7 protein-coding genes are annotated in these 14,155 nt (G+C 57.8%); 6 read left to right on the top strand and 1 reads right to left on the bottom strand.

The features are described from left to right. Positions 1–946: 946 nt before the first annotated feature. Positions 947–2,440, top strand: coding sequence for a DUF3987 domain-containing protein (locus tag K0B87_07160; GenBank protein ID MBW6514517.1), 1,494 nt, complete (start codon positions 947–949; stop codon positions 2,438–2,440). 934 nt (positions 2,441–3,374) lie between these two features. Here K0B87_07160 and K0B87_07165 read toward each other — a convergent pair. Then, positions 3,375–4,496: a hypothetical protein gene (locus K0B87_07165; protein ID MBW6514518.1), complete on the bottom strand. Its 1,122-nt coding sequence runs from the start codon at positions 4,494–4,496 to the stop codon at positions 3,375–3,377. A 178-nt stretch (positions 4,497–4,674) separates the two neighbouring features. Here K0B87_07165 and efp point away from each other — a divergent pair, with 178 nt between their 5' ends. The 5 genes from efp to K0B87_07190 all read left to right on the top strand — a co-directional run bounded on the left by efp (position 4,675) and on the right by K0B87_07190 (position 13,904). Continuing rightward, complete coding sequence (gene efp / locus K0B87_07170) at positions 4,675–5,238, top strand: elongation factor P (GenBank protein MBW6514519.1); 564 nt, start codon at positions 4,675–4,677, stop codon at positions 5,236–5,238. Between the two features lie 40 nt (positions 5,239–5,278). Next, positions 5,279–5,488: a hypothetical protein gene (locus tag K0B87_07175; GenBank protein MBW6514520.1), complete on the top strand. Its 210-nt coding sequence runs from the start codon at positions 5,279–5,281 to the stop codon at positions 5,486–5,488. 195 nt (positions 5,489–5,683) lie between these two features. Then, a complete protein-coding gene (locus K0B87_07180) occupies positions 5,684–8,794 on the top strand; it encodes a T9SS type A sorting domain-containing protein (protein ID MBW6514521.1) in 3,111 nt (1,036 codons plus the stop codon). Between the two features lie 13 nt (positions 8,795–8,807). Further along, positions 8,808–9,713, top strand: a complete 906-nt coding sequence (locus K0B87_07185; GenBank protein MBW6514522.1) for a PorV/PorQ family protein — start codon at positions 8,808–8,810, stop codon at positions 9,711–9,713. 12 nt (positions 9,714–9,725) lie between these two features. Beyond that, complete coding sequence (locus K0B87_07190; GenBank protein ID MBW6514523.1) at positions 9,726–13,904, top strand: S8 family serine peptidase; 4,179 nt, start codon at positions 9,726–9,728, stop codon at positions 13,902–13,904. Positions 13,905–14,155 lie beyond the last annotated feature (251 nt).

Below are 14,155 nucleotides of genomic sequence, written 5' to 3' on the forward strand. Positions count from 1 at the left end.
GGGGGGGGGGGGGGGGGGGGGGGATGTTTTATCATTGCCGATATCTCACCGGTGTCACGGCATTCCGCTCCTTGTCCCGCAGACTCGCTGCGCTCCTTTGCGTTCCTGCGTCACTCCATACCGTGTTAATGCACTTTCGTCCTCCGGACTGGCTCGGTGGTCGATTACCCTCTCATCCCCCGGTGTCACGGCATTCCGCTCCTTGTCCCGCAGACTCGCTGCGCTCCTTTGCGTTCCCGCGTCACTCCATACCGTGTTAATGCACTTTCGTCCTCCGGACTGGCTCGGTGGTCGATTACCCTCTCATCCCCCGGTGTCTCGGCATTCCGTTCCTTGTCCCGCAGACTCGCTGCGCTCCTTTGCGTTCCCGCGTCACTCCATACCGTGCTAATGCAATTTCGTCCTCCGGACTGGCTCGGTGGTCGATTACCCTCTCATCCCCCGGTGTCACGGCATTCCGCTCCTTGTCCCGCAGACTCGCTGCGCTCCTTTGCGTTCCTGCGTCACTCCATACCGTGCTAATGCACTTTCGTCCTCCGGACTTTTCACGGACAGCCCCTAAACTCGAATCCAACCCTCTCTCCCCCAGCCACATAAGTTTCCCCGCGACCACCGTTACCCTATATGCTTAACAGGATGTATCCGGAATCCCACCCTGAAAAAACATGGGTAACCCTATGTATATGGGAGTGGTTTTGGAAAATCCCAAATCTGAAAAAACATGGGTAACCCTATGTATATGGGAGTGGTTTTTCAAGTTCCATCGAACGGCCAAATCATTCATGGGTTGTTTTGTTCAATCCGTAAATCCGCTTAATCCGTTAATCTGTATGAAATTCTCTTTTACTATGCGAGAACCCGCGGAAAACAAAAAAGGGTAACCCACTATATATGGAATGGAAGTAAATGTTCCGGCTGCACTATAAAAAACAACAAGGAGGAAAAGTTGATAATTAACAAAAACCAGCCTCTGTCCCGCTTCGAGGAAAGCGGCGGGGGCTCCGGGTCCGGGCCGGGATCCGGAACCGGAAAGACCGAATCTCCCGGAGGCCTGGAACCGGCCCAGGCTTCCCCGGACCACAGTGGATCCAGTGAATTGCTCGAGCTCTTCGGCAAACAGAGCTCCGTGCCCCTGGATTCCAAACGGCTGCCCGGCTGGCTGCAGGACTACCTGATGATCACCACCAGGTACACCGACGCCCGCCCCGGGCTCTTGCTAACCGCGTTTCTGCCTTTCTGCGCGGTCAATCTGGGCAACCGCGTCTTCATGACCAACAACGGCCTGCCCATCTATCCCAACATCTGGAGCTGCCTGATCGGCAGAAGCAGCATCAGCCGCAAGACCACGGCCCTGCGCTTCGCCGAACGCAGCATCCGCGAATATGAGGAAAGCCTGGAGAACGGCCCCCTGGCGGAATACGAGCGCAAAACCCTCGTCATGAACGGGATCACGGTCGCCAAACTCTTCCGCTACCTGGCCGAAAACCCCTGCCGCCTCTTCCTCCATCAGGAACTGGCCGCCTGGCTCGGAGAGATGAACAAGCACTACAACCAGAACTACCGTCACGAGGTCACAAAGCTCTTTGACGGGGTAAACACCACCTTCACGAACCTGGAGCGCACGGACCGCGTCCGCAAGCCCGCTCTCTCCGTCGCCGGAGCCACCACCGAAGGCTGGCTCTACAAAAACCTCCGCGACGGCCCGGACCAGCTCAGCGGATTCCTCCAGCGCATGATCTACTACGTCGTCAAAAACATCAGCCTGGACGAGATCGACCTCATCTACCGCGATGACGGCGACCTCGATGATGGGCTCGCCTTCTTCGAAAACAACCTCTTCCGCTTCTGGCGCGACATTCCCGGCTGTTTCCAGCTCCGCCTCTCAGACCAGGCCAGGGAATTCCGCAACGCCGAATATGAGAAGATCTACCACCACTACTTCAAAAAAGACAACGAAGCCCTGATGAGCTATTTCTCGCGCATCTACGACGGCTACTGGTTCAAATTCTGCATCCTCTTCACCCTGATGTGGAAGTCCGAGGAGTTTTCCACTGCCCTCAGCCGCGGAAACTGCGCGGATTTCTTCGCCAGGGAGCGCGTGGAACTCTCCGCCGCCACCCAGGCCATGTACCTTTGCGGGTTCTACATGGAAAACACCCGACCCTTCCTCGCCATCATGGAAGAAGAGGACAAACTGGCCGGCGAACGCAGGCTCCTCGACCTCCTGATCAACAAATACGGAGGAAGCGCCGGGCACACCCAGCTCATGAACGGCGCCCACATGAAGAAACGCGAGTTCATGGACATCATCGAAAACCTCATCGAACGCGGCGCCGTGAGGGTGGAGACCCAGAAAACCCGCAACCATCCAAGCGCGAAGCTCTACGTGGTCGCGCCCGTGTTGATGGAGTCATTCAGTACCTTCAGATCAGAAGAGTAAACCAGACCGGGGGATGGATCTCCATCCCCCTTTTCATTTTTAGGGAAGACCAGCCCCAGGACCGAACAACAAAACACCACCGAACCCCAAAGGCTTGGGGCTTGGTTTTTTATTGCAGGACAGTGGTTTAGGAGACAAAACACCAAAAAATGGGCTTCTAACACCCCCCGCCAGGCTAAGAGCTGTCTCTCGAGTATGCTATAACATATATACATATATAGCATATAGTTATATATTTTATATTATTATATAGTTTTGTTTTTATATATACTTTATATCTTATCTCTACCCTTATCCTGCATTCCTTCCCTCAGGATCGCTCTCCTGGATTCCGGATCGAATCCTGCTGCCCTGATCCCCATTCTCCGGAGGGGGGTGTTAAAGACCCTTTTTTTGGGGTTTTGTCTCGTATCTTGCTGTGCCACAACGAGAAACCAAGCCCCAAGCCTTTGGGGTTCGGTGGTGTTTTGTTGTTTGGTCTATCTAATTGATTGTCCCCCAATGGGTAGCAAAACCACAGGCCATTTTGAACCATCCCATGGCTTGTGGTTCGGACTGGGGTTCGGACCCTCTCGATATCCATATCTTACCTGTTTCCTTCCCCTTTCCTGATCCGTCTGCCACTCATTCACCACTCCCTGAGCTCCCGCTGAACAGGCGGGTGGTTGGCGGGAGGTGAGTAAGTGGCTGGAGGGCTGGGCTTTAGGTGGATCCCCAGATCAAAGAGTCTGTCATCCCACAAGATGTAGCCAGAGGATTCCGATCCTCTGCGTCCGGGGATAAACAACGGGGGAAGGCCTTGCAGAGCTTTGGAAAGCTCTGGCTACAGGGTTCACCCCTTCCACCCTATCCCCCTTTCACCCCTTTTCCCCTTCGTGTAATTCGTGTAATTCGTGGACTATATCCCTTTTCCCCTTATCCCCTTTTCCCCTCTCTACAACTCCTTGAAATAGAGCCTGTACTTCTTATATACCACCCCGCCGGAGCGTTCCATTTCGGCGCGCATCTTGAGGTTTTCCTCCATCTCGTGGTGGCTGTCCATGAATTCGAAGCCGGCGTCGCGGGCCTGGCGCATCTGGGCGTAGCCCATGAGGATGTCCACCCCTTTGCCGCGGAATTCCTTTTTGACGGCGCCGAGGTAGTTGTCGAGCTGGACGGCTTTTTTGGCGGCGCGGATGATGTGGAGGATCCCGAAGGGGAGGAGGCGCCCGCGGGCTTTGATGATCCCCGGGGCCATGTTGGGGAATGAGACCATGAAGCCGATCATCTGGTTTTCCGGGGTGACAACGGCCTTGATGAAGCGGGGGTCGAGGAGGGGCATGTAGCGTTTGGCGAGGAGTTCGACGTCCGCCTCGTCGAGGGGTGAATAGCCGTAGATCTGGTCGAAGCTTTCGTTCATCAATTCGAAGACGGGCTTGACCCAGGGCCTGACCTCTTTTTTGGATTTGAATTCCAGGAGGCGGAAGGCCTTGTTTTTGCTGATCCGCTCGAACATTTTGGCGTAGAGGTCGCTCATGGCGGTCTTGATGTCCAGCTTGTAGACGAAATAGTCCAGTTCCTTGGCGTAGCCGAGGCGCTCCATGTATTCGTTCATCCAGGGCAGGTTTTGGATGCAGGCCAGGCTGGGGGTCTCGTGGTAGCCCTCGAAAATGAAGCCGAGGGGGTCTTCCTCCGTGTAGCCCATGGGGCCGACGATCCTGGCTATGCCTTTCTCCCGGGCCCAGTTTTCGACGTACTCGACCAGGGCCTTGGTGACCTCGAAATCCTCGGTGGCCTCGAGAAAGCCGAAGCGGGCGGAGCTGGTTTTGGCATAGTCGTTGTAGCGGCGGTTGATGATCCCGGCGACGCGGCCGACGATTCGGGGGCCGTCATAGGCGAGGAGCTGGAAGCTCTCGCAGTATTCGTGGGCGGGGTTCTTGCGGGCATTGAAGGTCCACATGTCATCGGCATAGATGGGCGGTATCCAGCCCTGGTGGCCGGCGTGGATCTTTTCGGGCAGATAGACGAATTGCTTCATCTCTTTCTTGGTTCGGACTTCTTTGAGCGTTATCGGCATCTTTCTTCCTCGCTTGAGAGTGGGGGTTCAGCTTTTCCGGAGAGAGAACCTTGTCAAGCAAAAAGCGTTCCCCTTTGTCAAAGCCAGCGTCACGCCGCGCCTCAAAGAAAATCCTTGCCAAAAACGCGGGGCGCAAAATCTTGGCATATTCAAGCTAAATCTCAAGGAACAAAGATATATGGCAAGCATGGCAGACATCCGTAACGGGATGATAATACAGTGGAAGGACGACCTCTACGAGGTGGTGGAATTCCTGCACGTGAAACCCGGCAAAGGCCCGGCCTTCATGCGCACCAAGCTGAAAAACGTGCGCAGCGGCAGGGTCCTGGACAACACCTTCCGCGAAAGCGACAGCTTCAACGAGGTGCGGGTCGAGCGCCGGAAGATGGAATACCTCTACCACGACGGCCAGTTCTTCGTGATGATGGACCGCGAGACCTATGAGCAGCTTCCGGTTGACGCCAGCGTGATCGGCGACCTGGACAAGCTGATGCTGGAGAACATGGAAGTCTCGATGATGTTCGCTCCGGATGGTGACATCCTGGGGCTGGAACTTCCGGTCACGGTGGTCCAGACCATCTCCGAATGCGAGCCCAACGTCAAAGGCAACACGGCCTCCGGCAGCGGCAAGACCGCCTACACGGAAACCGGCCTGAGGCTGACCGTCCCCTTCTTCGTGGAGACAGGCGACAAAGTCAAGATAGACACCCGCACGGGCGACTACCTCGAAAGAGCAAATTAAGACAAGGAAATAAGCCTCCCCGGAGGCAAGAGAGGAACCAATGGGAAAAGTGAAGAGTTTCGCCGCCAAGCTGGCGCACGACACCAACCGCGAAGGCCAGGTGATCTGCCCGGTGTGCAACACCGAGGTCAAGAAGATCAAGGTCGTCGGCAACAAGAAAAAGGGCAGCGCCGGCTGGTCTCCCCGCTACGAATTCGTGAAGCTATGCAAGTGCAACGAAGCAGATTTCATGGCGGGCAAGACCTTATAGCAAGCAAGTTTGCAAGGCATTCCCGAATTGACAGACCCGTTCGCCCCCGAGAGCGGATTTCGGCCGGAACGGGTTTTTTTATTGACATAAAGACGAGAGCCCCAATATGTGGCATAAATGGTCATCAAGGCTCCGCCCCGAGGCCAGAACGGATTTACATCTTTGCCCAAATTTGACAGCCAGGGAGAGCTATTAATGCCCCTCAAACTGACCATATGCCTGATCATGGCCTTGTGCCTGGCAGGCCAAATGAGCGCCATGGTGCCACCCCATCCGCAGATGGAGCAGGTTCCCGCGGGCTTCCGGGCCACGCGGCTGGAACTTCCCCCGGGCGGGATCTCCGCCTCCGCGGGAAGCAGAACGGTCCCGAACGACATCATCGTCCTCCGGGTCCAGTTCAGCGACGTCCAGTTCCAGGCCACGCCTGAGTATCCGGACTATCTGGCCCACGACGGCGCCTTCTTCGACCGCTGGATGCTCCACCTGAGCGACTTCTTCGCCGACGCCTCCCACTATCTTTATGAGCTGAACTACACGCTCCACCCTTCCGTGTTCACCCTGCCCCAGACGATGGGCTACTACGGGGCCGACGACGCCGCGACCGGCCAGATCGACGCCCGCTTGGACCAATTCACGCTCGACCTGATGGCCCAGGCGGACCCCGCGATCGATTTCAGCCAGTATGGCGGAGTGATCGTCTTCCACGCCGGAGCGGGCCAGGAATCGGATATCAGCCGGCTCAGGCCGGAGCAGATCTGGAGCACCTTCCTCACGCGCAAGCGCCTCCAATATTGGTTTGACGAGGAAAACGACGCCTATCCCGGCCTCGCCACGGACGACGGCGCCATCCTCACCAACATCGTGATCGTGCCCGAACATGAATTTCAGGACTATTTCCCGGGGCCGGGCGAACCGGGCGCGGAAGTATACCTCTTCAGCATCTACGGCGTGTTGGCGCACCAATTTGGCCACATCCTGGGGCTGCCTTCCCTCTTCGACAACGACTCCAGCAACGGGGTATCCCAGGGCATCGGCAATTGGGGCCTGATGGGCACCGGGATCTGGAACGCCAGCGGCTATGTCCCGGCGCAGCTTTCGCCCTGGTGCCGGGTCTTTCTGGGCTGGGAACCCTTCGTTACGGTCACCCAGTCGTCCGAAGACCTCATCGTTGATCATTTCCTGGACCACCTGCCCTTCCGTAACCGCCTGTTCAAAGTCCCCATCTCGGACCGGGAATACTTCCTGATCGAGAACCGGCAGCAGAATCCCGACGCCAGCGTCGACCCCTACACCGGCCAGCCCAGCTATTCCTTCAAGCTCCTTCCCGAGGGCGAGCAGGACTATTATGAGAACTATCCGCTCCTGCCCTATTTCAACTTCATGGAAAACCGCTACATCGGCAGCGAATGGGATTTCATGCTCCCCGGGCTGGGCGGCCCCATCCCCATGGGCATGACCATTCCGGTGGACGGCTCCGGCCTGCTGATCTGGCATATCGACGAGAACGTCATCGCGGCCAATTTCACGCCCAATTTCGACCTCAACACGATCAACGCCCACGCGCCCCACAAGGGCATCGACGTCGAGGAAGCGGACGGGATCCAGCATCTGGACACCGCCGCGCCGGACCAATATAAGTGGGGCAGCCCCTACGACACCTTCCGGGCCGACAACAACGCCTATTTCGGCTATCAGACCCATAACGGCCTGCTCTCGCTTCCCACCGCGGAAAGCTACTACGGCGGCATCCCTCTCGAGATATACGATATCAGCGCCAGCGGCAATCAGATGGCTTTCTCCGTGCGCTTCGGCTGGAGGCTGTCGTCAAACTACGAAGGGGAAAACCCGATCAACGCCTGCATCGTGGATTTCGAAGCGAACGGGAGTTCCCAGATCGTCTATCCCATGCCGGACGGGCAGATCTACTTCTGGAACACGGACGGCATCAGCTATCAGGAACCCCTTTCCCGCCAGCCCATGGAACACACCTACGTTTGGACCGGACAGGATTTCTGGTTTCCGATGCAGCTTGAGCACATCGCCCGGCTCTACCGTCTGGGAGCCGAAGGGGGAGAATATGTCTACAACTTCAACGACCAGGACTGGGCCACCCATCCCCTCTACGATGGAGAATCGCTCTACCTGGCCCTGAACGCGGCCAACGGACAGGGCGGACGGCTCTACCGGCATGATCCGGGCCAAACGGGGGTCCACGCTCTCCGGGAATTCGAATATCCCATCGTCTCCAACCTGGCCCTCTTCCGCGACCGGCTCTACATCCCCTCGCATCAGGGCGGCAACTTCGCCGTCTGGAACTACAATCTGGACAGCGGGGAATTCCTCAGCAAGCTGGTTGATGTGCCGATCGATTCGACCCTGGTGGGGATCTTCAAGGCCCCCATCCTTCCCGGCAGCCAGAACGGGGAACTGGTCGTCCAGTGCCTGAATTCCGTTTACTTGTTCCGTGACATAGACACCGCGCCCCAACTGGTTCCCGGTTTTCCCTACGTGCACGACATGAGGTCCACCGCGCCGCTGACCATCGCGGACTGGGACTTCAACGGCAGCCTGGACCTGATTCTGACCTCAGACCAGGGGATCGCCGTGATCGACTATTCCGGAAAGCTGATGAGCCCGCCCAGCCTGAATCTGGCGGCCTCAGACAGCCTGGCCTTCAGCTCCGGCGCTCTGGTTCTGGACTTGGATAACGACGGAAAGAACGAACTGATCGGGTCTTTTTCCTTCAACCGCCTCAACGCCTGGGAGGATAATTTCCGGACCAAAGCCGGCTATCCGGTCTCCTTCGGTTCCCGCAGCCGCGGCCTGCCCCTGATCGGGACAGACCCGGACGGGATCACCTACGCCTGGGTGGCCTCGGACAACGGGGCCCTTTACCGCCAGCCTTTGCCGGACATCGTTACGGCGAACCTGGACCAAAGCTGGGCCAGCGAATATGCCAACCTCCAGCGCACAGCCAGCCGCGACCACAGCCAGCTTCCCAACATCTTCCAGAGCGAGAGCCTGTTTGTGGCTGGTGAACTCTATATCTATCCCAACCCCCTGAAATCCATATACGAGAACAAACTGACCCTCAACGTGATGACCAACCGGGACACGCCGATCGAGATCAGGATCTTCGATATCAACGGCAGCCTGGTCTACAAGCAGAAAGGCGAGGCCAAGGCCTATCTGCGCAACCGGGAGGCGATCGAGATCCCCGCGGAAAAACTCCGCTCGGGTGTCTACATCGCCGTGGTTTCCGGCGACCGGGCTTCCCGCCAGCTCAAGTTCGCGGTGGAAAAATAAAGGAGCGATCCACATGAAAACAACCCTTTTGACCCTGAACCTCCTCCTCCTGGCCCTGATGCCCCTTTCAGCCGGCATCCATCCCAACGCCGGGGAATACGGCTACCAGTTCCTGGACATCAGCACCAATCCGGTGGCCCTGGCCTTGGCCGGAAGAGGGATCCACGCCGGCACGGAACTCGCCTCCTTTGTTCGCCAGCCCGCCTCATCAGCCCTGGAAAGCCACCGCAGCCTGGGCGTCAGCCACTCCCTCTGGCTGGCCGACACCAAATACAACAACCTCTACTATTCCTATTCCGACCGCAGATCCCACCTCGGCCTTGCCCTGCGCCAACTGGACTATGGCGAACTGGAGATCCGGGACGACAATGGCTATCTGATCGGCCAATATTCCCCGCTGAACATGGACCTGATGGGCAATTACGCCCTGCGCCTCACCCCCGCGGTCTATGCCGGCCTGAACGCCGGAGTGGCCTACGAAAAGCTGAACACCGATTCCAGCCTGGGACTCCACGGCGACCTTGGCCTCACCTGGCTCCCGCCGGTCCGCAACACCCGATTCTCCCTGGCCTGGCGCAACCTGGGCCTCTCCTCCAAAATGAACGAGGAGGCCACCCTCTTCGCCCCCAGCCTGGAACTGGACCTGAGCAAGCAATTCCTCTTTGACAGCAATTCCCTGATCGTCGAGCTGAGCGGCATCAAGGCGGTGGATGAGAACTGGAAAGCCGCCGCCAGCGCGCAGTTCGCCCTCTACGATATGGTGCTCCTGAGAGTGGGCTACAAATACAACCACGACGCCGAAGACCTCAGCGCCGGCCTGGGATTCCGCTGGCGCAACATCGGCATCGATTACGGCTGGGCTTCCTTTTCCAGCCGCCTTAGCGATGTCCATTCCTTCGGCCTCTCCTACAACTTTTAGACGGACCAGCCAATGCGCAAAAGCCTGACCCTGACCGCCCTGCTCCTCCTGGGACTCATCATCTGCCTCCCGGCCAGGAACATCACGCCGGGACAGCTCATCTTCAAGAGCAGCCAGCCCCTCGACCCCAAATCCGACCGCACCGGCCTGACGGCCTTCGATTCCTACCTGAACCAGCTTGGCGCCTTCAACCTGCGCCCGATCAGGGGCATGCACACCCCGCAATACTTTCTGGTGGACCTGGCCCAGGAGCCGGATTGGGCGGCCGTAAAAAGCGGCTCCATCAGCTTCCCGGGAATCGAATACGTCCAGCCGAACGGCCTCTCCAGCTTACACCTCGAACCCAATGACCCGCTCTACCACCTCCAGTTCCACGACGTGACCTCCAATCCCCAGGCCTGGAACTACACCACCGGAAGCTCCACCGTGATCGTGGGTGTGATCGATTCCGGCGCGCTGATCCACCATCCGGACCTCTGGCCCAATATCTACATCAACCCAGGCGAGATCCCGGATAACGGCATCGACGACGACGGCAACGGCTACATCGACGATTGGTGCGGCTGGGACTTCGCCGACGCGCCTGAACTTTCCGACACCGCCGTGGGCGACTATCTCGAGCAGGACAATGACGTGGAGGACGAAAACTTCCACGGGACCCACGTTGCCGGCATCGTTGGCGCGGTGGGAAACAACGGCATCGGGGTCACCGGAGTGGCCTGGAACGTCAAGATCATGCCCATCCGGGCAGGCTTCCGCACCACCACGGGAGCGGGTTACCTCCAGGACGACGACGCCGCCGCGGCCATCATCTACGCCGCGGACAACGGCTGCCACATCATCAACATGAGCTGGGGCGATCCAGAATATTCCCCGATCATCGGCGACGCCTGCCAATACGCCTATGACAAGGGCGTGACCCTCGTCGCGTCCGCGGGAAACGATCCCGGCCCCTATCTCAGCTATCCGGCCAAGCTTTCCACCGTGATCTCGGTCGGCGCCATCAACCGCACCCGCACCATCGCCGGCTTTTCCAGCTATGGCATGGACATGGACCTGGTGGCCCCCGGAGAAATGGTGCTCAGCACCTACAAGCTGGAAGCTGGGGAACAGTATTTCGAGCAGAGCGGGACCTCGATGTCCGCGCCTTATGTCTGCGGAGCGGCGGCCTTGCTCCTTTCCCTGCACCCAGGATTGAGCCCTGCCGAGGTCCGCGCCAGGCTATGCAGTTCCACAGACGACCTGGGCGTTCCCGGCTTTGACCAGTTCTACGGCCACGGCCTGCTCAACACCAAAAAACTCCTTGAAAACACCACCCCGCCGCTGGTCTATATCGATACGCCCCTGGAACAAAGCGGCATCACGGACAGCGTCGATATCACCGGCACCGTCAAGGGAGACCATTTCTTCCGCTATTCGGTGATGTATACCGACGTGGCGGTTCCCACCATCCTCGATTGGTTCGACGTCCAGAGCCATCAGAACTATCCCACTTTCCACACCCAGCAGGTGGAAAACGGGGTCCTGGCCCGGTTCCACATCCCCGATTGGTTCCCCGAGGGGGTCTACACCATCCGCGTCCAGTTTGAGAACAGTTCCGGCAGCAAATACAACTATTACCGGGCGGTGGAATACGACCGCAGCCCGCCGGCGCTGATCCCGGAATCGCTGCAAGGCTTCCGGCGCTATGACGGGCAAAACCTGCGCTTCTACATCTCCGCCGTGTTCACCGAGCCTGTGCGCGCCGAACTGATCATCACCGATTCCAGTTTCAACGTCCACAACTGCTACGGCACCCAGTTGGACAGCCTGCACGTCTGGCCGGTGCCCCAGCATCTCCCGGAAGGCAGGATCAGCTTCCAGCTCGCCGCCACCAACATCAGCGGCCTGTCCTATACTTCTGGGCAGTTTGTCAATTTCATGGATATCGGCTATGAAGTGATATCCAGCTATGGCTATGCCTGGGAACATCTGGGCATGGCCCGCGTGCCGCTCAATTACACCTACGATTACAACGGCGACGGCTATCCGGAATACATCGCCATGGACCTCCCCACCTCAGGCTACGGCAACGTTTTCGTCTATCAGCCGGGGGCGGCCGGGCACCAGGTCATGCATTCCTTCAACGACAATTTCTGGATCCTCGGAGCCGGCAACACCAACGAATTCGGCATGGAGATCCTCCAGTTGAAAGCCGATACCGCCATCCTTTTGGAAAGCCAGCTCTCCAGCACCTATCCCAACCTGCCGATCTGGGAGGCAACCGCAATCACCGGTGGTGTGATCGCGGACTACACCGGCGACGGGATCGACGACATCCTGCTGGTCAAAAACCTCCCGGCGGAACGTATCATCCAGGCTTACCGGCGTTCCGGCAACACCTTCCTGGCCAAAAACGTCCTCCACAACACCAGTGAAACGAACGTGAGGAACACCTTCGTCCCCACCATCATTGTAAAGAATTTTGACAATGACAACTATCTTGACATCCTCACCGCCGACACCGATGGCGACCTCATGATCTATGAGATCAGAAACGACAACCTCAGCGAACTGGTCTGGAGCTACAGGATGCCCATCGGAAACACCTACAGCCTCACCAGCGGCGACTTTGACGGCAATGGCAGCCAGGATTTCTTCGTGGGCGGATACTACCGCGACATCCTGGACCAAAACCAGAATTTCTGGTATTTTGAAGGCTTCCGCAACGTGGCCAATAACAGCTACGCGAGCATGGGCTCGATCATGTTCAACGAGGTCATATCCCAAAACGCCATCCAGGCCGCCGATCTGGACAATGACGGCAAGGACGAGATCATCCTGGCCATCGCCCCCAACCTCTATGTCCTCAAATACGAAGGTGGCAGATTCGTGCCCAAGTTTTGCGGAGAAAGCTTCCGCACCTATTCCATCCTCACCTACAAGGATGCCAACAACCGCCCCTACTTCCTCACCAATTACAAGGCTGAGAACGATTCGGTCTTCGCGGTGGAATGGACCTCGGATGATCCGTTCACGGGCCCGCCCACCCCGGCCAATTTCCTGGTCCGGCCCCTCGACGAACAGAGCGTCGACCTGAGTTGGATCGACAGCGGAGCACAGCATTACCGGATCTACCGGCGTGATGAGAGTGGAGACACCACCCTCATCGACAACCTGCAGGGAACCTCATATCTGGATACCGGGCTCACGGAAGGCCAGACATATCAATATGCCATCACAGCCTGGCACAGCAACTTCAGCCCGGCCGAAAGCGTTCCCACCATCTGGCAGAACGCCGTTCCCTTCCATGTTCCCATCATCACCAGCATCGAGATGGTCGGCCGCAACCAATTGCGCATCATGTTCGACCAGCAAATGGGCACGAGCATCATCAACCCCACCCTCTACTACGTCAGCCACGGCATCGGCCATCCCAGCTCGGCCAATCACATCGCCACCCAGCACGGCGTGCACCTGCAATTCAGCACCATGTTCCCCGCCATCGGCAGCAATTTCATCCTCAACCTGAGCGAGATCGTCAGCGCCAACGGGATCCTGATGCAGGATCTGGAATATGAATTCGCCTATCAGGAGGACACTGTCCCGCCGCGGGTGGAGGGAGCGACCGTGATGGAAGACAAAAGATCGGTCCAGATCGTGTTCAGCGAACCCATCGCGCCCCTCAATCCCAGCCCGGAGCTACTTTTGAACTACACCCTGCACTGCCATTCCAACGATCCGGACAACTTCATCTCCTCCGTGGTCCACCTGGACGACAGGATCCAGGTCAACCTGGCCAACCCCCTCAAATTCGGCTCCTCGGCCTATCAGATCAGGGTGGACAATTTGCGTGACCTGGCCGGAAACACCATCTCGCCCCAGCAAAATATCGCCCGCTTTGCCCTGGTCAACACCCGCGACCTCAAGGACCTCATCGTCTATCCCAATCCCGTCCGCCAGGGAAACCAGCTCTGCCGCTTCCTGAATTTCCCCTCCAACAAGAAGGGCAACATCAGGATCTACGACTCCTCGGGACATCTGGTGATGAGCGCTTCGATCCCGCCCTTCGATCCAAACATCGATCCCATCCATAAATGGGACTGGGACCTGAAAAACAACAACGGCAGCAAAGTCTCGTCCGGAGTGTATTTCTACGTGATCGAAATGGGCGGAGAGATCGGCCGCGGCAAGATCGCCATCATCAACTGACGGGCTGTCAAACCCATAAAAACTGGCACTCTGGAGTCTAGCGAGGAACGAGCATGGACTCCAGGACCATCATCATTCCAGGAAGCCGGATTTGCTCGGGAAGGTGTTCAGCAGGAGCCGTGGATAATACAAGATTTACATTGACAAGCCATAAAACTTGATTATCTTGTCCCATAACTTTGATTAAAAGGAGTGGGACATGGGACGACACAAGCTAAGCATCGATGCAAGCACTTTGGAATCGATAGAGC

It is taken from the genome of Candidatus Syntrophosphaera sp., from assembly GCA_019429425.1.
GTDB lineage: Bacteria > Cloacimonadota > Cloacimonadia > Cloacimonadales > Cloacimonadaceae > Syntrophosphaera.

Coding starts and splice junctions, on each gene's coding strand:
- K0B87_07185 (MBW6514522.1), top strand. CDS start 8,808: ATGAAAACAACCCTTTTGACCCTGAACCTCCTCCTCCTGGCCCTGATG.
- K0B87_07165 (MBW6514518.1), bottom strand. CDS start 4,496: ATGCCGATAACGCTCAAAGAAGTCCGAACCAAGAAAGAGATGAAGCAA.
- K0B87_07190 (MBW6514523.1), top strand. CDS start 9,726: ATGCGCAAAAGCCTGACCCTGACCGCCCTGCTCCTCCTGGGACTCATC.
- K0B87_07175 (MBW6514520.1), top strand. CDS start 5,279: ATGGGAAAAGTGAAGAGTTTCGCCGCCAAGCTGGCGCACGACACCAAC.
- efp (MBW6514519.1), top strand. CDS start 4,675: ATGGCAAGCATGGCAGACATCCGTAACGGGATGATAATACAGTGGAAG.
- K0B87_07180 (MBW6514521.1), top strand. CDS start 5,684: ATGCCCCTCAAACTGACCATATGCCTGATCATGGCCTTGTGCCTGGCA.